Annotated in this window: 25 protein-coding genes and 1 pseudogene; 19 read left to right on the forward strand and 7 right to left on the reverse strand. The window is 49.7% G+C overall.

Translation table 11 applies throughout. The annotated features are described in order from the left end of the window. Positions 1–248 precede the first annotated feature (248 nt). Positions 249–926: a carboxypeptidase-like regulatory domain-containing protein gene (locus O71_RS22930; protein ID WP_007651998.1), complete on the forward strand. Its 678-nt coding sequence runs from the start codon at positions 249–251 to the stop codon at positions 924–926. After that, entirely contained in the window at positions 824–2,746 is a 1,923-nt protein-coding gene (locus O71_RS00120; RefSeq protein WP_155800380.1) for an outer membrane beta-barrel family protein, read from the forward strand. Before O71_RS22930 ends, O71_RS00120 begins: the two co-directional genes overlap by 103 nt. 52 nt (positions 2,747–2,798) lie before the next feature. Here the strand turns inward: O71_RS00120 and O71_RS00125 are convergent, their stop codons facing one another. Further along, positions 2,799–3,086, reverse strand: coding sequence for an STAS/SEC14 domain-containing protein (locus tag O71_RS00125; protein ID WP_051017647.1), 288 nt, complete (start codon positions 3,084–3,086; stop codon positions 2,799–2,801). A gap of 181 nt (positions 3,087–3,267) precedes the next feature. On the opposite strand from O71_RS00125, the gene O71_RS26905 reads away from it, so the two are divergent. The 11 genes and pseudogenes from O71_RS26905 to O71_RS00150 all read left to right on the forward strand — a co-directional run bounded on the left by O71_RS26905 (position 3,268) and on the right by O71_RS00150 (position 12,513). Beyond that, positions 3,268–4,059, forward strand: coding sequence for a hypothetical protein (locus O71_RS26905; protein WP_369750831.1), 792 nt, complete (start codon positions 3,268–3,270; stop codon positions 4,057–4,059). 1,039 nt (positions 4,060–5,098) lie between these two features. Further along, positions 5,099–5,713: a GNAT family N-acetyltransferase gene (locus O71_RS26910; protein ID WP_369750833.1), complete on the forward strand. Its 615-nt coding sequence runs from the start codon at positions 5,099–5,101 to the stop codon at positions 5,711–5,713. Between the two features lie 36 nt (positions 5,714–5,749). Then, complete coding sequence (locus O71_RS00135) at positions 5,750–7,435, forward strand: PAS domain-containing hybrid sensor histidine kinase/response regulator (protein WP_007652001.1); 1,686 nt, start codon at positions 5,750–5,752, stop codon at positions 7,433–7,435. A gap of 79 nt (positions 7,436–7,514) precedes the next feature. Continuing rightward, positions 7,515–7,706 carry a CsbD family protein gene (locus O71_RS00140; protein ID WP_007652002.1) on the forward strand — a complete coding sequence of 64 codons (192 nt, stop codon included), beginning with the start codon at positions 7,515–7,517 and terminating at the stop codon, positions 7,704–7,706. 212 nt (positions 7,707–7,918) lie between these two features. Continuing rightward, positions 7,919–8,329, forward strand: coding sequence for a carboxypeptidase-like regulatory domain-containing protein (locus tag O71_RS24840; protein ID WP_237717629.1), 411 nt, complete (start codon positions 7,919–7,921; stop codon positions 8,327–8,329). 5 nt (positions 8,330–8,334) lie between these two features. Beyond that, on the forward strand, positions 8,335–9,186 hold the full coding sequence (locus O71_RS24845; RefSeq protein WP_237717630.1) for a TonB-dependent receptor plug domain-containing protein: 852 nt from the start codon (positions 8,335–8,337) through the stop codon (positions 9,184–9,186). Beyond that, positions 9,153–10,199, forward strand: coding sequence for a hypothetical protein (locus O71_RS24850; protein ID WP_237717631.1), 1,047 nt, complete (start codon positions 9,153–9,155; stop codon positions 10,197–10,199). The genes O71_RS24845 and O71_RS24850 overlap by 34 nt, the downstream gene beginning before the upstream one ends. Positions 10,200–10,297: 98 nt before the next feature. Next, positions 10,298–10,576: a hypothetical protein gene (locus O71_RS24855; protein ID WP_237717632.1), complete on the forward strand. Its 279-nt coding sequence runs from the start codon at positions 10,298–10,300 to the stop codon at positions 10,574–10,576. After that, positions 10,573–11,103 (forward strand): hypothetical protein, encoded by a 531-nt coding sequence (locus O71_RS24860; protein WP_237717633.1) that lies wholly within the window; start codon positions 10,573–10,575, stop codon positions 11,101–11,103. The genes O71_RS24855 and O71_RS24860 overlap by 4 nt, the downstream gene beginning before the upstream one ends. A gap of 11 nt (positions 11,104–11,114) precedes the next feature. Then, positions 11,115–11,381 (forward strand): hypothetical protein, encoded by a 267-nt coding sequence (locus O71_RS24865; protein WP_237717634.1) that lies wholly within the window; start codon positions 11,115–11,117, stop codon positions 11,379–11,381. After that, positions 11,381–12,513 (forward strand): annotated as a pseudogene (locus O71_RS00150) (SusD/RagB family nutrient-binding outer membrane lipoprotein). Before O71_RS24865 ends, O71_RS00150 begins: the two are co-directional and overlap by 1 nt. 61 nt (positions 12,514–12,574) lie before the next feature. On the opposite strand, the gene O71_RS00155 reads toward O71_RS00150, so the two are convergent. From O71_RS00155 to O71_RS00180, 6 genes are all read right to left on the reverse strand, one after another. Further along, entirely contained in the window at positions 12,575–13,012 is a 438-nt protein-coding gene (locus O71_RS00155) for a hypothetical protein (protein ID WP_040573359.1), read from the reverse strand. 356 nt (positions 13,013–13,368) lie between these two features. Continuing rightward, positions 13,369–13,890 carry a CAP domain-containing protein gene (locus O71_RS26915; protein WP_007652015.1) on the reverse strand — a complete coding sequence of 174 codons (522 nt, stop codon included), beginning with the start codon at positions 13,888–13,890 and terminating at the stop codon, positions 13,369–13,371. Positions 13,891–13,956: 66 nt separating this feature from the next. Beyond that, positions 13,957–14,292 (reverse strand): hypothetical protein, encoded by a 336-nt coding sequence (locus O71_RS00165; RefSeq protein WP_007652017.1) that lies wholly within the window; start codon positions 14,290–14,292, stop codon positions 13,957–13,959. Positions 14,293–14,475: 183 nt separating this feature from the next. Then, positions 14,476–14,976 (reverse strand): hypothetical protein, encoded by a 501-nt coding sequence (locus tag O71_RS00170; protein WP_155800384.1) that lies wholly within the window; start codon positions 14,974–14,976, stop codon positions 14,476–14,478. Between the two features lie 225 nt (positions 14,977–15,201). Beyond that, entirely contained in the window at positions 15,202–15,750 is a 549-nt protein-coding gene (locus O71_RS00175; protein WP_007652021.1) for a hypothetical protein, read from the reverse strand. Between the two features lie 120 nt (positions 15,751–15,870). Further along, on the reverse strand, positions 15,871–16,353 hold the full coding sequence (locus O71_RS00180; RefSeq protein ID WP_007652023.1) for a hypothetical protein: 483 nt from the start codon (positions 16,351–16,353) through the stop codon (positions 15,871–15,873). 190 nt (positions 16,354–16,543) lie between these two features. On the opposite strand from O71_RS00180, the gene O71_RS00185 reads away from it, so the two are divergent. The 6 genes from O71_RS00185 to O71_RS00210 all read left to right on the forward strand — a co-directional run bounded on the left by O71_RS00185 (position 16,544) and on the right by O71_RS00210 (position 25,063). Next, positions 16,544–17,587: a YafY family protein gene (locus O71_RS00185; protein WP_007652024.1), complete on the forward strand. Its 1,044-nt coding sequence runs from the start codon at positions 16,544–16,546 to the stop codon at positions 17,585–17,587. 340 nt (positions 17,588–17,927) lie between these two features. Then, a complete protein-coding gene (locus O71_RS00190; protein WP_007652026.1) occupies positions 17,928–21,020 on the forward strand; it encodes an exodeoxyribonuclease V subunit beta in 3,093 nt (1,030 codons plus the stop codon). Beyond that, positions 20,984–21,238, forward strand: a complete 255-nt coding sequence (locus O71_RS26190; protein WP_071530805.1) for a Dna2/Cas4 domain-containing protein — start codon at positions 20,984–20,986, stop codon at positions 21,236–21,238. The genes O71_RS00190 and O71_RS26190 overlap by 37 nt, the downstream gene beginning before the upstream one ends. A gap of 46 nt (positions 21,239–21,284) precedes the next feature. Continuing rightward, positions 21,285–23,126 carry a hypothetical protein gene (locus O71_RS00200; protein WP_040573360.1) on the forward strand — a complete coding sequence of 614 codons (1,842 nt, stop codon included), beginning with the start codon at positions 21,285–21,287 and terminating at the stop codon, positions 23,124–23,126. A 5-nt stretch (positions 23,127–23,131) separates the two neighbouring features. After that, positions 23,132–24,148 carry a PD-(D/E)XK nuclease family protein gene (locus O71_RS00205; RefSeq protein WP_040573361.1) on the forward strand — a complete coding sequence of 339 codons (1,017 nt, stop codon included), beginning with the start codon at positions 23,132–23,134 and terminating at the stop codon, positions 24,146–24,148. Positions 24,149–24,190: 42 nt separating this feature from the next. Then, the gene (locus tag O71_RS00210; protein ID WP_007652031.1) at positions 24,191–25,063 is read left to right on the forward strand and encodes a hypothetical protein; all 873 of its coding nucleotides are present in this window, start codon (positions 24,191–24,193) and stop codon (positions 25,061–25,063) included. The last annotated feature ends 11 nt before the right edge of the window (positions 25,064–25,074 follow it).

Raw genomic sequence — 25,074 nt, forward strand, 5'->3', positions numbered from 1 at the left:
GCCCGCCCGGCCAGGCCAAGTTACCATACCATCCCACTATACCTTAGCAAACCACCTTTCCCTCCACGAACCTCCCCTATTTACCGACGAATGGCTTATAGGCTATATTAGGCTATTCATATAGAAATGCGACGCCTTGGTATATTCCGTTTTCAGGAGTCAAAAACCCGGTTTTTCTTTACAACAGCAAGAATTTACAGAAGACCGGAAATATGAAAAGAGAACGTATACACCAACTCGAAAAAACTATGAAAAAGAGCCTGCTGCTCGCCCTGCTGGGACTGAGCACAGTGCCGGCTCTGGCACAGGCACCGCAGGCTGCCCCACAACAGCAGGCCGCCTCAGGTATGGCCGTGCCGCGCGGCAACGCGACCATCACAGGTACCGTGCAGGACGCTGACACTAAAAAGCCTGTGGAGTTTGCTACTGTTGCGCTGATCAACCTGGCGACAGGCAAACCGATTGACGGGGCTATGGCTGACGACAAGGGCCGCTTTACGATCAGCAAGGTAGGCGTAGGCAAGTACAGACTGCAGGTGAGCTTCCTGGGCTATCAGCAGAAGCTGGTTGAGGATGTGACAGTGAGCTCTGACAATGCCAGCGTGAATGTGGGTGCCGTGGCCATTGCCTCTGATGCCAAAAAGCTGAGCGAAGTCGTGATCACAGGCGAGAAGCCGCTGGTAGAAGAGAAGATCGACCGCACGGTATACAACGCCGAAAAGGATATCACCAATTCGGGTGGCAATGCGGCGGATGTGCTGCAAAAGGTACCTGCCTTTCGCTGGATACAGACGGCAACGTACAGTTGCGCGGTAGCTCTAACGTGCGTGTACTCATCAACAATAAGCCGTCTGCTATTATGGCGGGTAGCGTGGCAGATGCTCTTAAGCAAATCCCGGCCGACCAGATCAAGTCTGTGGAAGTGATCACCAGCCCTTCTGCGAAGTATGACGCCGAAGGTACAGCTGGTATCATCAACATTATCACCAAAAAAGACGGTGGACTGCAAGGTGTGACCGGTTCGGTAGCTGCCACAGCGGGCACGCGAAACAGCAATGCCAATGCCAGCCTCAACATCCGTCGTGGCAAACTGGGCATTAACGGCACCTTTGGTGGCAACATGTTCTATAACCACGGCAACATGAGCAACACCATCCTCGCCGGCAATACCACCAGTTTCCAGTCTGGCAAGACACGCATCAATGGCTCGTTCATGAACGCGCTGATCGGTTTTGACTACGACCTCAATCCGAAGAACAACATCTCGGGCAGCATCCGCAGCAACGGCGGTACTTTCAAAATGGAGAACGACCAGGAAGTGAGCAGCCGCGAAGGCAATACCCTGATCCAGGACTTCCGCAACGAGATCCGCAACCGCAACGAGCGCATCGGCACAGACTATAACCTGGACTATACCCGCACGTTCAAGAAGCCCGGCCAGGAACTTGCGCTCCTGTCGCTTTACTCGGTTACCAATACTGACAACGACATTCGCCAGGACTACCTGAACGAAAGCGAGAACCCTTACCTGCTGAAGCGCAACCTGAACGAAGGTGCTAACAAAGAGCTGACTTTCCAGGCGGACTATACCCATCCGTTTGCCAACAAAACGATGCTGGAGTTGGGTGCCAAGTCTATTTTCCGTGATGTGGAAAGTGACGCCCTGTACCGCGACATCCTGAGCTCTGGGGACGAAACCCGCCGCACTGATGCCTTCTTCTATGAGCAGGATGTGTACGCTACTTATATGACCTACGGCTTTATGCTGAAGAAAAAGCTGAACGTGAAAATGGGTGGCCGTTACGAGTATACCGATATCAACGCCGACCTGCAGGGAGACAACGACTACGCGCTGAACTATGATAACTTTATACCGAGCGTGGCCCTGTCCTACAACCTGAATCAGAAGCATACCTTCCGCGCCAACTTCACGCAGCGTATACAGCGTCCTTCCCTGTTCTACCTGAACCCATATGTGCAGGAGCAGACTTCCAACACCCGTGTGCAGGGTAACCCGAACCTCGATGCCGAACTGACGGACCTGTTTGAACTGGGCTACAGCACCTTCTTCAAGACGACATCCCTCAGTGTGACCGGTTACATGCGCCAGACGGACAATGCGATCGAAACGGTGGCTAACATCGAAAGGGAGACAGACACCAACGGCCTGCCTGTGGACGTGACGACTCTTACATTCGACAACATCGCCAAAAACAAAACCTATGGGGTGAGCTTGTTCGGAAATACCAAGCCGACCAACAACTGGACCATCGGCGGTAGCTCCAACATCTATTATGTAGACCTCAACGGCAAGTATGCCAGCAACAGTGGCTGGATGTACAACATCAACGCCAACTCATCTTATACCTTCGGAAAAGGTATATCAGCACAGTTCAACGGTGGTTTCAACTCCCGCCGCATCCAGCTGTTGGGTGAGTTTGCTGCCTTCTCGTACCACACCATCGCGATCAAGAAAGACCTTTTCGACAAGAGAGGTGGTATCAGCCTGGGCCTGGACAACCCGTTCAGAGAGAGCATGCGCATGCGTAACGATGTGCGTGTGGAGGAATCACCTACCAACCCAAGAGCCTACACCCAGCAGATCCGCATCAACAACTTCAACCGTGGGGTGCGTGTGAGCTTCAACTACAACTTCGGTAAGATGGAGCAGCAGCGTCCGCCTAGGCGCAAGAAGAGCATCAAAAACGATGACGCCAAGCAGGGAGACAGCAACGGCATGAACTAAAACCTAAAACCCTTAACCAGCAAAAAGCCCTCCTGACAGGAGGGCTTTTTGTTTATGCTCTATACTGCGAAAGCCATTGCACGGCTTCCTCTTTGCTCGTAAACATGCGGGTGGGATTCTTGGGCCTGTTCACGTGAATGTAAATGTTGGCAGCCATCTTCACCATGGGCGAAGTCACCAGAATTGCACTGGCAGCAACCCCTTTATTACCTTCGTCGGCCAGATAGTCCCGTGCTTCTTTGGTAGAGTGCTTTACCTGCGTAATGTCGAACAGACTCGGGTATACCTGCTCGCCAATGTAGTTTAATCGGTCCTGCACGCAGATACGGGCTTTTTCCACATCAAGCTCTCTTACCTCGTTATAAATACAATACAAGATTCCCTCTCTCAAATAAAGTTCGAGGCAATCCGTTTTAATTGGACTCTTTTCGTATTCTTTTTCGAAATTTGCCATTCAAATTTGAATTGGATCTATCGTTCGCATGTTCTGCTTTATCGAGACTGCGAACATAGCAAAACACATGGCAAAGATACGACATAATAACATCATTGATACGGTTGATTCCGTACTTTCTGTTTCTAAAAAAAAGGGGATCATTCACCTGCATGCTGAAGACCAAAACCTTAGTGGTCAGCACTTAACATTGCATGGCAAGCAGGTGCTGCACTTTGGCACCTGTGGCTACCTGGGGCTGGAGCACCACCCGCAGGTAAAGCGCGGTGCCATCGATGCCATCGAGCGTTACGGCACGCAGTTCCCGATGTCGCGCACCTACATCTCCAATCCTTTGTACCGCGAACTCGAGGTTCTGATTAAGCAACTGTACAACGCACCGGTCGTTATCTCTAAAAATTGTACACTTTCGCACCTCACCGTTATACCTAGCATTATACGCCAGTCAGACCTGGTTATACTTGACCACCAGGTACATGCCAGTGTGCAGGAAGCCGTGAAGAAGCTACTCAGCCAGGGGGTGACTGTGGAAATGGTGCGCCATAACAACCTCGAGATGCTCGAAGACCGCATTAAAAAGCAGCGCGGCAAGTTTGAGCGCATCTGGTACATGGCCGACAGTGTGTACTCCATGTACGGCGACTTCGCCCCTATCAAAGACCCTGATTGCCCTCGACGAAAAATACGAGCAGCTATACCTGTACGTGGACGATGCGCACGGCATGAGTTGGGCTGGCAAACATGGTACAGGCTATGCCATGAGCCAAATGCCGGATGGTCTCTACCGCAAAATGATCCTGACCGCCAATCTGGGCAAGGCCTTTGGTGCCTGCGGCGGCCTGTCACTCTTCCCGAATGAAGAATGGTATAACAGAGTAAACAACTTTGGCGGCCCCCTCACCTTTTCGGTGCAGATAGAGCCTGCCACGCTGGGAGCCGCCATTGCATCGGCCAAAATCCACCTGAGCGACGAGATCTATACCTACCAGCAGGGACTGCAACGCAAGATCGCCTATTTTAACCACCTCCTCAAGCAAACCGATCTGCCCCTGGTACACGAAAGCGAGAGCCCGATCTTCTATATCGGCACCGGCACCATGGAAATGGGCAACCACTTGGTACAGGCCTTGTTGCAGGATGGCGTTTATGTGAACCTGGCTACCTTCCCGGCTGTACCGGCCAAGAACATCGGGGTGCGCATTACCATCTCACTCACCAATTCAGACGAAGACATTGAAGAACTGGTACGCAAGCTGCAGCTGCATTTCCACCTGGCGCTGGCCGCTACTAACCAGACGCAGGAGAATATCCGAAAGGCCTTTAAGATGGCGCCGCCTGCTCAGCCCCTTGCACCGGCAGTTGCTCAGCCAACTTCTGCCAGCGGCATCAGCCTGCAGCGCTATACTTCCATCACTCAGATCGAGGCAGGGCTCTGGAACAAGCACCTGGGCCGCCGGGCTATGTTTGACTGGGAAGGCATGCGCTTTCTGGAAGATTCGTTCAGCAATAACCCTGAGAAGGAAAACAACTGGGATTTCCGCTACTACACCGTGCAGGACCCGGAGGGGAAAGTGGTGTTGTTGACCTTTGCCGCCATTGCTTTGCTTAAAGAGGACATGTTTTCGCAGGCCTCTATTTCCAAAGCACTGGAACGCGAACGGGAAGCCAACCCTTATTACCTCACCACCACCGGCATCGTGCTGGGCAGCTTGTTCACCGAGGGAAACCACCTCTACCTGGACCGTACCAGCCCATACTGGAAAGAAGCGCTGAAGGCACTGTTATCGGAGCTGAGCAAAGAGCAGGAAGCGAACCAGGCCAGCAGCATCCTGCTTCGCGACCTCGACGATAAGGATCCGGAACTGGATGAATTTATGGTGGAGCAGGATTTCGTGAAAATGCACCTGCCGGAGTCTTGTGTGGTCGAGGAGCTGAACTGGACAGATGAGGATGGCTTCAGAAAGACGCTCTCCAAGAAAGGACGCGAGAACTTTGTGCAGAAGATCAAGCGCAATGAGCACTTCTACGACGTGGTGGTCAAAGACCGGCTCGACGCTGAAGAGCTGCAGCACGCCATGGCTTTGTTCCGCAACGTGAAAAACAACAACTTCGCCATCAATAACTTTTTGTTTCCGGAGAAGATGTTTCAGCAGCTCAACGAAAGCAAGTCCTGGGAATTTATCGTACTCTATATAAAAGAGGAATACTCGATCAGCCGCAAGCCGGTAGCCGTTGCCTTCTGCCACAGAAATGTCGCGAATGTGTATAGCTTTATGCTGATCGGGATGGATTATGAATACCTGATGACATACGGGGTATACAGGCAGACGCTTTACCAGGTAATAAAGCGCGCCAATGCCCTGCAGTGCATACAGGTAAACATGGGAATATCGGCCACTATCGAAAAGAAGAAAGTAGGCGCAACTCCTTATCCGAAAGTTGGCTATTACCAAAGTAAAGACAACTTTGCACTGGAGATGATGGGTGCCACCTTTGCCATTGAAAAAGAATAGGTCAATAACACCGGAAGCGGTGAAAAAACGAAGCGAGTGAAAGTACTAAAAGAGCGAATAGAGGAGATCATGTCCCTGATCACCGAGGTTGCCAGCGGAAACTTCGACTACCAGATCGAAACTTCCGAAACAGGCGACGAAATGGATGCCGTGATTGCAGGTATAAACATGCTGGGGCAGGAGCTCAAAAGCTCCACGGTGTCCCGGGACTTTATGGAGAGCATTTACCGCGGCGTGGTGGACATGCTCCTCGTACTCAATGCTGACTTTACGATCCGGTCCGTAAACGAGTCCCTGGAAGAAGCGCTGGGCTACCGGGAAGATGAACTGCAAGGCAAGCATTTGTCGGTGCTGCTCCCCAAAGACCATGTGCCGACGCTGGTGTCGCTGATGGAACAGTGCCGCTCCCAGGACAAGTGCCTGAACAAGGAGTTGCAATTCAAAACAAGGCAAAGCCAGCCAGTGCCGGTTTCCTGCTCTTTCTCCCACATCCGCAACAGCCACAAGGAAGTAGACGGTGTGCTGATCGTGGCCAAAGACATCACCGAACTGAAGCAGAACGAGAAAGCACTTCGCAAGGCCAAACGCAAAGCAGAAGCTGCCAACGAGGCCAAAAGCAATTTCCTCTCCAGCATGAGCCACGAGATCAGGACGCCGCTCAATGGCATCATGGGCTTTACGGACCTGCTGCTGGGCACCGAGCTGAACGACACGCAAAAACAGTACATCAACCTGATCAAATCGTCGGGCACTACGCTCACCAAACTGCTCAACGACATCCTGGACCTCCACCGCGTAGAGCAGAACAAAATTTATCTGGAGGCCATCCCGTTTGAGCTGCGCGAAAACCTGGAGGCCAGTCTGGGCCCGTACCGGCACCTGGCCGAGAGCAAGGGGCTGCGCTTTGACTGCGCCTTTGATCCTAGTGTGCCGCAGTGGGCGATCGGTGACCCGACCCGCATCAACCAGGTGGTGATCAACCTGGTGAGCAATGCCATCAAGTTTACAGAACAGGGCAGCATTGAGGTGCTGTTCAAGGCCGAGCAGCTGCCCGACGATGAGCTGCTGCTCTACTGCTCTGTGAGTGATACCGGCATCGGTATACCTGCCAGCAAGCAGGCCCTGGTGTTTGAGTCTTTTACCCAGTCCGACCAGTCTACCTCCCGCAAGTACGGCGGCTCAGGACTTGGCCTGGCAATCAGCAAGAAGTTAGCCCGGCTGCTGCAGGGCGACCTGCAGGTGATCAGCCCATTGCCAGGCCAGAAACAGGGTTCATTGTTCTGGTTTACGATCCGGCTTAAGCGCATGCAGGTCAGGCAGTCTGTGCAGCAGGAAGTGGAGGACGACAGTAACTACCGGGTGCCTGTAGGCAAGCACCTGCTCGTGGTAGATGACAATGAGATCAACGTGATGCTACTCGAGACGGTGCTCGAAAACTTCGGGGCGAAGGTAACTGCTGCTTTCAGCGGGCAAGAGGCCATCGACCTGGCACGCAAAGACAAGTTTGACCTCATCTTTATGGATGTGCAGATGCCCGGCATCAGTGGCCTGGAGGCAGCCCGTATGTTGCGCCAGGAAAAATGTGACACGCCTATCATCGCCTTTTCGGCCAGCGCCTACAGCAGCGACATCGAAAACAGCCTGGCTTCGGGCATGAACGACTACCTCTGCAAACCCTTCGAGCAAAGCGACCTTGTTGGGCTGCTCAGGAAGTGGGTATAGCCTCTCGTTTCAAACGTATGTCCTGTTTCATCCGTAAAACAAGGTATAAGATTTATATAAATTTAAAGTCTAAAATACGATGAACGAAACAGAATATAGAACCAGAGGAAACTGGAACGAAATGAAAGGCAAGATCAAGCAGAGCTACGGCGACCTGACCGATGATGACCTGACCTACGACGAAGGCAAGCAGGACGAATGGCTCGGCAAACTGCAGCAGAAGACCGGTAAGGCGAAAGGCGAACTCAAAAAATGGATCGATTCGCTGTAAGCTGACAGCTTTTTGACAAGTACAAACACCCCGCACAGGCTACGGCCTGCTGCGGGGTATTTTTTTATATCCGCACATTCGTGCATCATGTTATAACGAATATTGCTTTTATATTAATTAAATATATCCTATATTCAACGAAACTAACCTATTCACCTTTAAACTACATGTTGAATTATGGAAAAAAACTACTATCCATCATTTTACCGCTTATGGTGCTCTGGTCAGCCAGCGCCTTTGCCCAGGACAGGGCAGTAAGCGGTAAGGTGACAGAAGCCTCGTCAGGCAATGGCCTGCCCGGGGTGAGTGTTGCCGTCAAAGGCACAACCATCGGCACTGCAACGGACGCGGAGGGTAACTACCAGGTCCGGGTACCCGATGCCAATGCCACCCTCGTGTTCCGCTACCTGGGCTATACCACCCGTGAGGCAGTGGTGGGCAACCAGAGCACAATCAATGTGAGCCTCCAGACCGACGCCCGTCAGCTCGACGAGGTGGTGGTGACGGCCCTCGGCATCGAGCGTAGCGAGCGCTCCCTCGGCTATGCCACGCAGCAGGTGCAGGGCGACAACCTGACCTTCACCAAAGAGCAGAACGTACTGGCTCGCTTGCCGGTAAAGTAGCCGGTGTGCAGGTAACAGGCTCTTCGGGCGCCAGCATGGGCGGTACTCAGAAGATCAAGATACGTGGCGTTAACTCGATTGCCGGCGTAGACCAGCCGCTGATCGTAGTGGACGGCACCCCGATCTCCAACGCCAACTTCGCCGGCGCCGACCAGGCGGACTACGGTAACCTGGCACAGGACATCAACCCGGAGGATATTGAGTCGGTGAACGTGCTGAAAGGCCCTGCGGCCTCTGCCCTGTACGGTATCCGTGGGCAGTATGGCGTGATCATGATCACCACCAAGAAAGGTCAGAAAGGCCCTAAAAAGGTAAGCGTGCAGCTTAACTCTGCCTTCTCGGTGGAGCGTGCCGTGAACTTCATGCCGATGCAGAACATGTACGGCGGCGGTTCCAGCCAGACCTGGCGCACCCTGCCAAACGGCGATAAGTATGTAGACGTGTCCGTAGATGAAAGCTGGGGCCCTAAAATGGACGGTACACCGGTTCGCCAGATCTTCAGTTTCTACCCACAGGATCCGGAGTATGGTCAACTGACACCTTTCGTACCGCATCCTGACAACATCAAAGACTATTACGAAACAGGCTATAACCTGAACAATGGCGTGACCATCACGGGTGGCAACGAGAACAGCACCTTCCGCCTGAGCGTAAACGACACCCGCGTAGAGGGTGTGGAGCCGAACACCTGGCTCAACCGTAACAACGTGGGCGTAAGCGGCAGCCTGGACCTGTCTAAAAAGCTGACAGTGTCGACCAACATCAACTACGCCCGCAACAATGCCAGCGTCCGTCGCAGGGATCGGAGTACGGTGCCCGCTACATGGTGCAGTGGTTCCAGCGTAACGTGGACATGAAGCGCATGAAGAACTACCGCTACGCCGACGGCACTTTCCTGAACTGGAACCTGCGCCGCCCAAGCACAGCTACAGGCGAGATCACCAACTTCAACCCGCTGTACTGGAACAACCCTTACTTCGAGGCATACGAGAACATCAGCAATGACAACCGCGAGCGTGTATTCGGCGACGTGGGTCTGACCTACCAGATCCTGCCTGACCTGAAAGTGAGCGGCCATGTGCGCAACGACAGCTATACCCAGAACATCGAAACCCGCCAGGCCTTCGGGGGCAGGAGAGTACCTCAGTTCACGACAGGCAAATACCAGGGCCGCGAAACGAACTTCGAATTGCTGGCGCAGTACACGAAGCAACTGGGTGATTTCTCGCTCAACGTGAATGCCGGCGGTAACCTGTTCGACACCCGCTACACGGCGCTCTACATGGGCTCGGTAGGTGGGCTTGCCACACCGGGCTTCTACCACATCGACGGCTCCATTGACCGTCCTACTACCAATCAGACACTTCGCCGCAAGCAGATCCGCAGTATGTACGGTATGGCCTCGGTGGGTTACAAAGACACCTACTTCATCGACGCTTCCATTCGTAATGACATCTCTTCTACCCTGCCGCCAGAAAACAACTCCTACTGGTATCCATCAGTATCAGGTAGCATGGTGTTCAGCGAGTTGATCGACTGGTCGCCGCTTTCATTCGGTAAGATCCGGGCCAGCTACGCACAGGCAGGCTCTGACCTGAGCCCGTATTTCACCACACCTTTCTACAATGTAGGCACCGTGTATGCCGGCAGCCCGACTGTTAACACGCTGTCTGTTCCGGACAACCTGAACAACCCGCACGTAAGACCTTCTTTCGCGCACGCTTACGAAGCTGGTTTAGACCTGCGCTTCCTCAATGGCCGCATAGGACTCGACCTGACACTGTACCAGTTGAAGAACAAAGATCAGATCCTGCAACTGCCTATCTCAGGCACCAGCGGTATAGCACTACCACGATCAACGCCGGTCTGATCCAGAACAAAGGTATAGAGGTAGTACTCAGCGGCACACCAATCCAGACGAGCAACTTCACCTGGAACACGTCCTTCAATGCGAACCGCAACCGCAACATGGTCGTGGAGCTTCACCCGGATGTGGACGTGCTGACGCAGTACTCTACCACCTACTCTTCTGTAACTTCCTACCTCAACCACTATGAAGGCAAGCCTTATGGCAGCCTCGTAGGCCAGGCGTATCAGCGTGACCCTGCCACCGGACAGAAACTGATTGGTGCGAACGGCATGCCGCTGTATACTGACGCGACGCATGACTTTGGCACGGTGCAGCCTGATGCGACAGGTGCTGGCAGAACATCTTCCGTATTTGGAAGGTTGACCTCTCTGCCATGATCGACTACCAGTTCGGTGGCCAGTTCTTCAGCCGTTCTAAAATGCTGGCGGTGCGTACCGGTCAGGACCCGATCACGGTGGCAACCAACGACCGCGGCGCGAATGTGCGTGATCCGCTGGAAGAAGGCGGTGGCGTGAAAGTAGAGGGCATCTACGCACCAGGCACGATCGTGGGTGGTGTGGATGTGAGCGGACAGCCGGCCTCTAACTACGTAAACGCCCAGTCCTACTACAACACCGTAGTAGGTCGCCGTGTGTACGAAGAGTGGGTATATGACGCCTCCTACATCAAGCTGCGTGAACTGCGCCTGGGCTATACCCTCGACAAGTCTATGCTAGGCCGTCTGCCGTTCCAGAGCGTAGGCGTTGCCGTGTTCTCCCGTAACGTAGCGCAGCTGTGGCAGAAAGCCCCTGAGGGCATCGACCCGTCTGAGATCTCAACCGGCTCCCAGTCCATCAGTTGGTACGAGTCAGGTATGACCAACTCTGTGCGCTCTTACGGCATTAACCTAAACATTACTTTATAAGGAAGATGAGAATGAAGAAAATATATGCAGTGCTATTGTCGTGCTTTATGCTGGCAAGCTGCGACAAGTTTGATGAGGACATCAACATCAACCCGAACCAGCCGAGCAATGCTTCCGGCACCCAGCTGATCGCCAACTCGGCGCTCTCGCTGTCGAGCCTGAGCTCCTCGCCTTCGGCCCAGTTCCATGCCCAGTACCTGTCCGAAACACAGTATCCGGGCGCTTCCCTCTACCCGGAGGGCGGCACCAGCTTCTACTGGATCTACCAGGGCCGCTAATGAACCTGGAAACGGTGCTGACGTCAGATAACCTGAGCGCTACGGAAGGCCCGGTGAACAACCAGCTGGCGGTAGCCCGTATCCTGAAGGCCTACTACTTCTGGCACGTGACAGACCGTTGGAGCGATGTCCCTTACACGGAGGCCCTGCGAGGTTCCGAAAACTTCACCCCGAAGTATGACACCCAGGAGTCGATCTACAACAGCTTGTTTGCACAGCTGGAGCAGGCTAATAATGAGATCACGGCCGGCAACATCTCCAACGACATCATCTACAACGGGGATGTGAACAAGTGGAAGCGCCTGGCCAATACCATCCGCATGCTGATGGCCCTGCGCCTGTCTGAGGTAGACCCTGCCAAAGGTGCCGCCGAGTTTAAGAAGGCGCTGGAAGCCGGTATCATGACCTCCAATGCCGACAACCTCGCGTTCCGCCACCTGGCCGACGCCAATAACCAGAACTACTGGTTTGGGCAGGTATCGAACCAGAACCGGGAATGGTGGGCACTGACTGAGCGACTCGTAAACGAACTGAAGCCGGTAGAAGACCCACGCCTGCAGGTATACGGCGCACCCGCCCGTACCTCCGGTGAGTATGTGGGCTTGCCATACGGCCGCGTGGAAGGTCTGCCAAACGTGACCAATTACTCGCTGCTGGGTCAGGCCATCTGGAAGCAGGACGCGCACATCCAGCTGGTAACTTACGCACAGGCGCTCTTCGCCAAGGCTGGAGCTGCAAGCTAGGCTGGATTGCCGGTGGCGATGCCGAGGCTGAAGCCAATTACAACAAAGCCATTGAGCAGTCGCTCCTGCAGTGGACGGGCAGCGCAGCCGGTGCCTCAGACCTGTTGAGCCAGGAAGGTGTGGCCTACGACGCGGACAATGCCATTGAGCAGATCGCGACGCAGCGCTGGATCCACCTGTTCATGCACGGCTACGAAGCCTGGGCCGAATGGCGCCGCACGGGCTATCCTGCCAATTTGGTGGAGCCAGACGGTGGCCGCGCCGTACCACGCCGCAACAGCTACCCGGCCAACGAAGCCTTCAACAACGCCGCCAGCTACAATGAGGCTGTGCAGCGCCAGTTCGGCGGACAGGACAACCTCTACGGCCGCGTATGGTGGGATAAGTAAGTTTAGATTGTTTGAGTGTGTTACAAGACGCCGCTCTCCTGATGGGAGGCGGCGTTTTTGTTTAAGCTGTTTTCAGCCATTCCAGCCCTTCGCGCTCTATCAGGAAGTACTGTGTGTCAAAAAACGGTGTCTGTTCCTTTACCCGGCCGTCGAGCTTCTCGTTGGTGTGCTGCTGAAAGAAATCGGTGGAAGAAATGATCGCCAGCTGCTTCAGCTTGCTCTGCGAGATCATCCGGATAGAGATAGCTGCCAGCCAGCCCTGGTCATCCATTGTTAGCACGCCCATGCGCTGGTTGTTCACGAGCAGTTTCTGCAGCCCCAGTTCCAACAGCACACGACCTGTTTCCTCTATTCCAAAGCGGTATTCGTGGCTTTGCACCGGTCGCAGCCAACGCACAAGCAGCATGGCATGACTGACATCATGTATGATCTCTACAAAATCAGTTGAAAGGCAACATACCTGCTGCAGATTTTCGGGTGGTGTAATGGTATGTTTCATCGAAATTGCTCCTGCCAGCCAGCGCACAGGGCCTTAAAAATACAAATATCAATTCCAGAAACCCCTTCTCACTGCCCAGTCAATTATTTTCATTTTTTTGACTCGCACAATACAATATAAGAAGCTCCTGCATCGCAAATTAAACCAAGCGCACTTATTTCCCTATTTTTTTTGCACTATTTTTTAACGCCTGAAGCTACAGTGTATTAATTACGTATTAAATTGAAGATTTAAATATATACAAAATGCAATAAACATGAATGTACTCAGAATCGGAAGCCGGGGTGATGACGTCCGGAAGTGGCAGTATTTTTTGATTGGGCAGGGGTATGAAATGCACCTTATTAAATTAAATATCAATCCTTACTTCCCAACACCATCACCCAATATTCCCCAGTCCTGGCTACAGCAAAATCGGTGTGTGCTGAGCCCATTAGATTACTGCAATGCCCCGGACTGCCTAGCCAACCCTTTATAACAGAAATCTCATTTTCATATCCCTTCCCTATGTTTTCGGCACAGGTAAAATATTGATATCCCTGTCTCCGGATACGCATGTAGAAAGGAGTACCGTCCTTGGAAGTGTGGCTGAAATAGTTCCTCCGATACATATCCTCACTGTGCTGTTGAGCTGCACGCTGCAGTTGTACATTCCACTTAAGTGGTTCAGCCGCATTTTCGTAACTGCTTCCACATTGGCGCCCACGGCTTCGGGCATCGTTTACCAGCCTCAGAATTTGCTGTCTGTCTACCGTTGTTTTTACATCAGGTGCTATTTCTCCTGATGAAACTGTAGGCTTAAGAACAAAAACACCATGTGAGTTAATCAAAAGGAAGAGACAGATGAAAGGTAAGAAGTAAAGGAGGGGTTTATGCATAGAAAGACTTTAGCAGGATTGATGAAATAAGCACAACTGAGCAAAGCATGTGGAAGTCAGAATAACTTAACTTTTATCACTATCTTCCTGCAGTTGATACATCGTACACCAGATATCACTATAGGCGTACCGCTTCGCAAGCTGGTTCGGGGTGGCGTCAATCATACTTTTAAAATTGCTATAGTCGATGGAAGAAGCCATCGTGCTGAATACTTTGCTAATATCCGTTGCACCCACAATAATCCGATAACGATAATCTGCTCCGGGCCATATCTGCACTTGCTCGGCTATACCTGTTGCAGCCAGGAGCTCCTCCAGGTCGAGCTGTACCCTTGCCCTAACGTGAAAGCCATTATCTTTTGCAACGATAGAGAAGAAGCCGTATTTTGATGCGATCCACATATTGTTTGTATTAAGTAGTGTTGGAAAGTTTTAAACAAAATTAGCTTGCAACAGCCATTACGGGGCATTATTGCAAGCTTGTAATCTCCGGCTGCTGCTTGCCGTTGTAGTGCAGGTACCTCCATGTCACCTGCTTGCCCTCCAGTACCTGCGGAATCAACACCACATACTCTAAGCCATCCCCTACCGGACTTGCCCAAGCTTCTGCTCAATTTTTTGCCGATATTTTTCCAGCTCCTTCTGCTCGAGCACAGGTAGCACCAGTACCTTTAAGCTTCCCTCCGCCTTTATGAGCTTCGGAAGGACACGTTTCAACTCCTGCTGATCACGCACACTCACAAACTGCAGGATATCTTCGTCCTGCAATGCCTGTCGCACAGCACCCTGCTCACCCAAGTGCTGCCCCTCTTCAGGTTCCAGGAGGTAGCCAGTTAAATCGAAAGCTGAAAAATGGTGTGTGGCGGCAATGTCGAGGAGCTCACGCAGGCAGTATACCAATAGCGTCTGCCCGACGGCTTCGAAGTGATTAAAATAGAGATAGTAATTTAACCAGGCACTTTCATTCTGCTGATAGTTCTGTAGTGCCTTCCGAACGACACCACTTTCGTGGGCCATTTCGTTAAAGTGCTTCCACATCTGCAAAAATTCTACTGCGCCTGGTCTGGATTGAGTGTTTTGCTGCATAGAGTTGAGTGATAGTGTAACATCTGACGAACTGATCATGAGTTAGCGTCTTGGCTTGGTAATTTTGATGCGAATTTTAGGCATAGCTGTTTTTGTTTAATTGTTATAAAGTGATTTGCAAAGGCGGTGCCATTCAAAAAAGGTCAACCAGAAGGTATTTAAGGCAAGAAAAACTGTCAAAAACACAGAAACAGGAGTCAATTATTGACCAGGTATTGAGAAAAATTAATAGAATTGAGGACTTCCATCAATAATCTGTTTTTGAAGCAACTTTTCAGTAGCTGTATGTCTCAGCCAGATGTCAAACTCGTGTACTTGCAGCGTATCGCGGTGGCTAACCAAGCGGGCATTGAAGCTAATCAGGTATCCTCGCACTTCTTTCTCATAAGGTATAGCCTGCTCCATCAGGTAGTGCCGCAGGTCAACTCCCTTTTTAAGGTATGCCTTCAAACTATCGTTATGCCTGTTCCAGTTTCGATAACTCGAATGCTCTAAGTTCCGTGAGTCGATATACCTGCTGTTGAAGACGCTATCACGCCGAGCCATATAGTGAAATGTAACGGAGTCGTAGAACTGCAGCTGTTGCTCCAGTTTCAGATACTCTGACGACAGCTTATAAAAACCATATAAAGTGTCTACTCTTTCGGCTATACCATATTCGATACGGTAGCCGGTGCTGTCGCCTTGGAGGGTGTGGATGTAAAGCCCAAATTTTTCACTGTCACTTAGTTGCCGCTCATTGCAGCCAAACATCAGCAGCTGCAAAATCAACATAATGCTAATCCTAGCGCCTGATAAGCCTTTCATCGTTTTATTTGTGGAGTAATGAATGCTACTACAAAGGAACGGACAGGCAGTGCAGCCTTTCTGCATCGGCAGAAAAGATGTGAAAATTTATTTTTGAGTCTTCAGCTCCTGCTTCAATCTCTTGATTTCCTCCACAGATACCTCCTGCATCAGAAAGCCTGCGTAGGTACTTTTCTCATATGTACCCTCACCTTCAATATGCCACACCCCACCTTTTAGCACCAAGTCATAGACGCCACTGTGTTCCAACTCATCCAGGTATAGCGCAGCTACCTCACGTGCATCTGCATCAATCACCATGAATCTATATTGGGCTGAATAGTTAGAGTGCCTACGTTTACTTACCCACTTATTGTCTTTTAGCAACCTACCGCCAGGTATAGTTCTTGGCTCATGGTGCTTCACCACTTTTCGCTTACCACTTACATAGATTGTGGTTTTGTACGTAACGCTTTCGATGTAACCTTCTGAATATTCTGCCTTCATAAAAGGATAAGGGGATGGCGTATTGTCTTCTACCTCTACATAATAGGGGCTTTGAGGCTCATACTTGTCTACTTCAAATCGCATAATTCTTCTCTTATAGGACCTTAACTATCTTTATGGAGCAAACATACTCGCCGAAAGTGCAGCCTTTCTGCACTCCTAAAATTCTCGGCAAAATAAAACTGGCTTTATAACCCAGCTAGATAAAGTTACAACAGATATATTTTTAACACAGGTTGTAGCAATCGCAATTTCTCTATATATTAGAAACGCTATGGCCAACAAAAACAAACTGGTTCGCCTGCAGGCCTTAGATGCCTGCCTGCGCAATAAATACCGTCGCTATACCCTGAACGACTTAATTGAGGCTTGCTCTGAAGCGCTGTACGAGTATGAGGGGGTGCAGAAGGGCATTAGCAAGCGCAGTGTGCAAGAAGATATAAAAGACATGCGCAGCGGAAAGTTTGGCTACATAGCGCCTATCGTGTGCGAAGACGGCATATATTATTATAGCGACCCCAGCTTCACGATCAGTAACAGTCCACTCACCGATGACGATTACAAAGCCATACAAAATGCCTTGGCCGTGCTGGAGCAATTCAGCGAACTAGGACAATTAGAAGCCCTACGCCAGGTAGAAGCCAAGCTGCAGCAGAGCTTGTCGGTAGGCACTGCTGATGCAAAGCATACTTATATTGAGTTCGAGAAAACCGAGTACCCTGCCGCTGAGAAATGGTTGAGTCGTTTGCTGCCCTACGTGAAATCGCGCCAGGGCCTGACCTTAACCTACCAGCCCTTTATCCACGAAGCACCCAATTCCTACGAAACCACTGCACTGCTGCTAAAGGAGTTTAATGGCCGCTGGTTCCTGGTGGGTTACAATCACAAGTATAACAACCTGCAAAACTTCGCCCTGGACCGTCTGCACGATGCCCAGCCGAACAATTCACTGCCTACACCTGCGGATGCCGACGAATTGCTGCACCAGCTCAAGCACCTCATTGGCGTAAGCGTGCCCGCAACAGGTATAGAGCAGGTCGTTTTCCGCATCTCCCCTTTCCGCCGCAAGTACATCGAAACCAAACCCCTGCACAGTTCTCAGCGACTTGTAGATGACGCCAGCCATACCTTTGCGCTACAGGTGGGCGTGAATGTGGAGCTGAAAGCGAAGTTGCTCAGCTTTGGGGCGGAGTTGGAGGTGCTGGAGCCAGAGCATTTAAGGGAGAGTTTACGTGAGGAGTTTGAGGAGTCTTTAGTGGGGTACAATGAAGTAATACCACTTCTTGAAGACCATAACGCCCTGCATGAACGCTACTAGAACATCGGAGTATCATTCCGACCTTGCCTGTCAAAAGTGGATAGCATTATTCAACAATTGACACTTTATCACTTTATCAGCAGACAGGTACAGATTTGAGCAGAAAATAAATCATGAGCCTTAAAATAGCTTCTATTAAACATTTGATATAATACTAAGAGCATTTTTTAAGTACTCAACATGAATAGGCACAGTTCTCGACAATGGATAATTACAAGCTTGCAAATAACGAATACACTATTAGCTACTTCATACCTTAGTCCGACAAAATAGAAATTAGTGTGCTAGGTTCAAAAGTTACTGTGCCTATACTTGTTTAACCACCTCTTAACCATTCTATATGAGCTTAACCATACTCCGAGCTTCTGCTGGCAGTGGCAAAACCTATGCACTGACCATGAATTACCTACACTTGCTTCTGAGCCAGGATAACCCTACTTATTTCCGGAGCATACTGGCCGTGACTTTTACAAACAAAGCCACACAGGAAATGAAAGCCCGTATTTTGAAGGAGCTGGAAAAAATTGCCTCCGGAGAAACAGATAAGGGAATGGGTAAGGCTCTGCTAGAAGCCATTGGTATTAGAGTGGATGAATTGCAAAAGAGAGCGGATAATGCTTTGGTTAGCATACTGCATAATTATAGCCACTTCAGCGTGAGTACCATTGACAGCTTCTTTCAAAAAGTGGTTCGTTCTTTTGCACGCGAAGCAGAGTTGCCGGCTGGTTACACCATAGAGCTCAATACTGCCAAAGTCTTGGAAGATTTAACTGACCAGTTGATGGACAAGGCGGCCGATAATACATTTCTGAGAAACTGGCTCATTAGGTTCTCAAGTGAACAACTTAGTCAGGGCAAGTCTTGGGATGTTCGCAAAAACCTGCACAAACTGATAGGAGAGGTTGTCAAAGAAGGTTTTGCAGAGCAGAGCAAGGGATTAAAGGCACTCAATCAAGACCCTACTGCTGCACAGGCTTTCTTAAACAAATTAAGTAAAATTAAGTGGAATTTTGAGGATGAGATGAGAAGTATTGGTGAAGATGCATTAGAGGCAATTGATAATGCCGGGCTGTCCATACCAGACTTTAGCTATGGCAAATCCGGTGTAGCAAATTACTTCAATAAGATAATTGCAGGAAATGATTATGCACCCGGAACAAGGGTACGGGAAGTGCTACTTAAAGACAAAGATTGGTATTCTAAAAGCCAGAATAAAGGTACTAAAGCGATCATCGACGGACTGGCAGCACAATGCCTGGATGAATACCTGGAGCGTGCCGTTGGTTCTTATGATGACAACCATGAAGAATACCACTCAGCCTGCGCTGTGCTTGAGCATTTCACGACCTGTGCCCTGCTGGGAGAGTACTTGAAATTGCTTAAAGATTACCGGACCGATAACAATGTATTGCTCATTTCAGACGTAGCCGAGCTGCTCAATAAGATTATTGGTGAAGATGATGCACCCTTTGTGTATGAGAAAACAGGCAACCGGTATAACCACTTCCTCATTGATGAGTTTCAGGACACAAGCCGCATGCACTGGAACAACTTTCGCCCTTTGCTGGATAACAGCATCGCTTCCGGCAACAAGAACCTGATAGTTGGCGACCCCAAGCAAAGCATTTACCGCTGGCGTGGCGGCGACCTGCGCCTCATGCTGCAGGATGTAGGCAAACAATTGCCTAATGCTTTTCAGGAGCAACTTCAGCATAATTGGCGCAGCTGCGAAGAAGTCATTGACTTTAACAACTGTCTGTTTAAGCATGCTGCAGAAGTAGTGGCCGAACAAGCTGAAGAAGCCGCAAGAGGCAAGCAGTTTCCTGAGAAGCGCTCAGATAAAATACAGGACCTACTGAACAATATTGAAGCTGTTTATGAAGAGAGTGCGCAACTTTTCCCAGCTGATAAAATTGCGGATGACTGTAAGAGCGGGTTTGTGCAGGTGCAAATGGTGCTGGACCAGAGCAGAGGCAAAGACTCCCTTGAACTTTCATTTAAAGATCAGGCGAAAGCCTTACTGCTAAAAAACATTCAAAAAACCTGCGATGCAGGATACACTCTGCAAGACATAGCACTCCTTGTGCGTAGTAACGGAGAAGCAAGAGAGTTAGCGGCTTACCTATCAATACATGGACTGGATGTTTTGAGCGAGGAAGCACTCCGACTGAATGCAGCAAAATCGGTTCAGCTGCTGGTAAACCTGCTGCATTTGCTGCACAATATCAAAAACAAGCCTGCCATTGTAGCCTCAGTAAAACTATACGCCGCTATAAGAAATATGGGAAGCCCTGATACTGCCACGCTGCAAAGAGTAGCTACTGCAGATATCAAAGAGCTGGAAGACCTCCTGCCTATTGAATTTACAAAAAATCATATTAGCCTCAGCCGTATGGCGCTTTATGACCTGTGCAGCCGCCTGACACGCCTGTTCGGGCTCGATAGACTGCGGGACGAGGAGCATTATCTGGAGGCCTTTATGAACGAAGTGCACAGGTATAGCCATGAAGAAAACGGTAACCTTGGCGGCTTCCTGGACTGGTGGCAGGAAGAAGGTGCCAGACAAAGCCTGAAACGGGATCAGGCTCCGAACGCTATCCGCATCTTAACCGTCCACAAAAGCAAAGGTCTGCAATACCCGGTTGTCATGATACCTTATTGTAACTGGAAGCTTGATGTAGATACGCAGGGGAAGACAAACATCATCTGGGCAGATTGTAAGCCTGAGGGGGTTCCGGTCGCGCATAGCCAGCTTTTTTATGGTTTGCCTCTCACTGGAGTACCCATTACCTATAAGAGTGAACTGGCTTCCACGTACTTTAGCTTTGAGCACCTGCAGGAAAAGCTACAGGCCTATCTCGACAACCTGAACCTGCTATACGTAGCGCTCACCCGTGCAGAAGATGCCTTACTCATTACAGCCCAGGATCTCAACGAAGATAGCAAAAGTCGCCATGTAGGTTGGGTGGTAAAAGAATGCCTTGCTGCCATGCACGCATCAGTAGAAGAAAAGAGCTGCTCTATCGGAGAAAAAGAGTTTCCCTACACACAGGCTGTATTTGGCAAACTTATGCAGCACACAAAACAGCCAACAACAGTTACTCAGGCAGAAACCACTTACCATACGCCACTAGCGCATTGGGACCATATACTGCGTCTGCGCCGCCACGCAAAACCTGTTTACATTGAAGCGAACGAGCACATTGCACAAAGTATAGATTATGGTACCCTGGTGCATGATGTACTGGCTAAAGTAACCTATCTGGATTTCCTGCCGACTGTGCTGAAAAGTATGCAATTGAAGTCGGAGATCACACAAAAGGATGCGGAAATCCTGCAAGCAAAAATGGAAGCGCTTTTACAGCACCCTCAGGTAGCTTCCTGGTTTAGCTCCGATTGGCAGGTGCTGAACGAGCAGCCATACTGGGGGTAAATGGTGAAATTCACCGGCCAGACAGGGTGCTCCTAAAAGGAAAGCAAGCAATCGTGATAGACTATAAAACTGGAAACCGCAGCAAGTCGCACCATGCACAGCTAAAGCGCTACATGAGCCAACTGGCACAAATGGGCTTTGAAGTTGAGGGCTACCTACTCTATATCGAAGAAGAAAATCCTGTGGAAAGCGTGGCGAGGGAAGCCATACCTGCATAGCCTGTTATTAGATTTATCTTTCTTTATCACCTAACGATTTCATCTTATGAACATAGATTTTCTACAAACAATAGCCACCACACTGTTTACAGATTATCAGGGGCGTTTCGAACAAATTCAGCTGGTTTTCCCAAACCGCAGGGCGGGTCAGTTTCTGCTGAAGCACCTGGCCAACTTAAGTCAAACACCAACATGGGCGCCCCAGGTATTGAGCATGGGTGAATACCTGGAACAATTCTCTGACCTAAAACGGGCTGACAACCTCCTGCTTTGCTTTAAGCTATACCCGATTTATAAAGAGTTGATGCCAGGGGATGAGACTTTCGACCAGTTTTATGCCTGGGCAGAAATCATCCTGAAAGATTTTAACAACCTGGACCAGGCCTGCGCTGATGCTGACAAAGTGTTTTATCACTTGAAAGATATAAAGGCGCTGGAAAGCGATGATTTGCTAAGTGAAGAGCAAAAAGACACGCTTCAGGCCTTTTACGGCAGCTTCGGGGAACAAAAAGCGTTATCGGGACATAAAGAAAGGTTTCTGGCTTTCTGGGAAGTCCTGCCTCAACTGTACAAAGCATTCAGAGAAAAACTAATACAGGAAAATATTGGGTATAGCGGTCTCATTGCCAGAAGCGTGACCGAAGAAAAACGATACTTGGATACACCCCAAAGTAAAACCGTTCTATTCTGCGGATTTAATGATCTCACCAAAGTGGAAGAGACTGTTATCAAGCAGCTGCTCCAAAAAGGTACTGCCCGAATTTTTTGGGATGTGGATGCGCATATACTCAAACCAGAGCAGGAAGCCGGCCTATTCATGCGCCGCTGGCGGAAAGATGATGTCTTAGGGCCAACTTTCCCTGCACAAGTCCCTGATCTTTTAGCTAAAAAGCTACAGGAAACCATACAGCTCACCGAGTTGCCACTAGACCATGTGCAGGCACGCGAGGCAGGCAGGCAGCTGCAGCAGCAGTTAGCAGAAAATGGTGTGCCCAATGACCAGGAGCTCACGCGTACCGCAGTTGTGCTACCAGATGAAAGTCAGTTATTCCCTTTTCTTTATCAGTTACCATCAGAACTGGAAAATTCTACAGTAAATGTCACCATGGGTGTACCCCTGCGGGTAACGCCTGTTTACAGCCTGTTAGATGCTTTACTAGAGCTCCAGAAAACCTGTACATCGGACTCAACCTTGTTTCATTACAAGCCAGTTACCAGCCTACTCCGACACCCCTATGTGCGAGGCCTCAATCCGACACTTACTTACAAAGTACTTCAGGACATTGAAAGGCACAGCAAGATTCATATTAGCGAAGCTGAGCTACAGGAAGACCAAAGCCTGGCCATCATCTTTCAGTGTGCCGCTTCAGGGGCAGGATTAGGGAATTACTTATTGAAGGTAATGGAGCTGGTTAACAAGCAGCTTCGCGACCAGCAGACAACCCAGCAAACGCTGGAAGAAGAGTATATTTCCCGTACTCGTACGCAACTGGAGAATATGCTAAAAACTGCAGAAGAGGCAGACATTCAGTTGAGCACCGATTTGTTGGATAAGCTGATCCGCCACCTGCTGCAACAGCTAACCATTCCGTTTACGGGCGAGCCTTTGCAGGGCCTGCAGGTGATGGGCATGCTGGAAACCCGCTGCCTTGATTTTGACAACCTGTACATCCTTAGCCTGAACGAAGGAGTATTGCCGGCTGCCTCAGATGAACCGTCCCTTATACCTACTTCATTCGCAGCGCATACGGGCTTCCTACTACCGACGAGCACGATGCCATCTACGCCTACCACTTTTACAGGCTGTTGCAACGTGCTAAAAAAGTACACTTGTTTTACAGCAGCTACCGCACTGGTGGTAAACAAGGCGAACTCAGTCGCTTTGTAAGACAAATGCTGTACGAGCTATGGCCTGATGTGAAGCCGCACCAGCAGCACTTAAATGCCAGGCTGGGCATAACTGCTGCACTTGACTTACAAAAAGAAACGCTACAAACAGCTCTGTTAAAGTATACCGATAACGGAGAGCCTGCCAGGGCCCTCTCCCCTAGTGCGCTGAACACCTGGTTGCATTGCCGTACCCAATTCGCTTTCCGCTACCTGGTTGGTATAAAAGAACCAGATGAAGTACAGGAAGATGTGGATAGCTCAATCTTCGGTCTGCTCATGCACCAGGTGCTCCAAAACTTTTATGAAGAATATGGAGAAGGCGCCGAAGTAACCAAAGAGAGTATAGAACAGAAACTCACCGAGCTGCCACTCCTCCAAAGAGTTATAGTAGCTTATCAGCAAAAGTATGGAGTTGTGCCTTTCCTGGGCCGCAATAGCATGCCTCTGCACATGGTAGCGGAGATGGTAAACCAGGTCCTGGAAGTGGATAAAGCCCATGCTCCCTTCTCTATTGTAGGGCTCGAAAAAACGTTTGATATGGCCATACAAGTTCCTTATGGCGATGGGACCAAAACCATGCGCCTGAAAGGCCACGTCGACCGGATTGATGAGAAAAACGGTGAAGTAAGAGTACTAGACTACAAGACCGGTAAAGACACCCGCGCCTTCACAACCATACCTGAGCTTTTTGACCGCGAAACGAAAGACAGAAACAAAGCAGCCATGCAGGTATTGATCTACTCGCTGCTCTATGCACGGAATAACAGGGAGACACTTGATGGTAAAAACGTAGCACCTGCGCTTTACAACAGCAAAGAGCTTTACAGTAAGAGTTTTGATGCTACCTTAAGTGCAGGAGATGAAAAGCTTCTCTCGTTCACAGCAGTACAATCAGAGGAAGTAGAGCAACAGCTTAAAAACCTGTTGGAAGAAGTATTGTCTGCAGACGGCGTGTTGGATCAGCGGGAGGATACCAAAGGCTGTGAGTATTGCGGGTATGCGGGGATCTGTGGGAGGTAAATCTCTTTTTCTTATAAGTCATCCATTCAAAACATAAATAACATGCATAAGCAAAGAGAAATACTAAAAAATTGCTTCCGGTCAGCCTCTAACTTATGGAACAACTTCTTAGATAAAAATGAAGACTTAAACGTACTATATTATCCGTCTGCAGGTGAAGATTTACGACCTTTTGTTTTCACTCGTAAAAAGAGCCTTGATTATATAGGTATCAACACAACTGGTTCTTATGTGGAACCAGACCTGTTTATTTTTTCAGATTATTTCCCCTTCTCAGAGTCCAGATTCTTTGACTCAAAAACGCTTCATTGGGATATGTACACATCAATAATGATAGACGATTATTGTGAGCTACAGCCTAATGCTGAGTTTTTTAATTATGCCTTTAATCAATCATATGTGGCTTTTAGCCCAAGCCAGGCAACAGGTAAGGCAATTTTCTTTCGTGCCAGAGTTACATCACATATATCCAAGGAGCCACAGTACAAATACGCTATTTACTTTTTCTATGAAAACATCAACCTAATAGATCAGCTGTTCATCAGGAACAAGCTCCAGATAAGTCACATTGTGTGGAAGCGTGATGGCAGCGGCTTAGGGGGTGGCAAGTTTAGACATGATTTTATATTACCAATTTCTGCTACACTACAAGCTAAGTACTACTTTATCTGGAACTTCTATTTGGATGGGGATAATCCACAGGTAACTAATGAGACACTACAAACACTAGGATTTCCTGATTTAGTAGAGAACTATATTACTACACCATTCACTCTTTCATTCAAAAAGCTAGGTCAACTAAGATGGGAAATAGATGATGTGATGAATTTTTACTTAAGAGAAGAACAGAAAGTAGAGAATCTAGCACCCTCTACAAGAGTAGAAACAGATCAGGTAGATGTTCAAGGTAGTTAACTATCTATATA

The sequence above is a fragment of the Pontibacter sp. BAB1700 genome (genome assembly GCF_000277005.1).
GTDB lineage: Bacteria > Bacteroidota > Bacteroidia > Cytophagales > Hymenobacteraceae > Pontibacter > Pontibacter lucknowensis.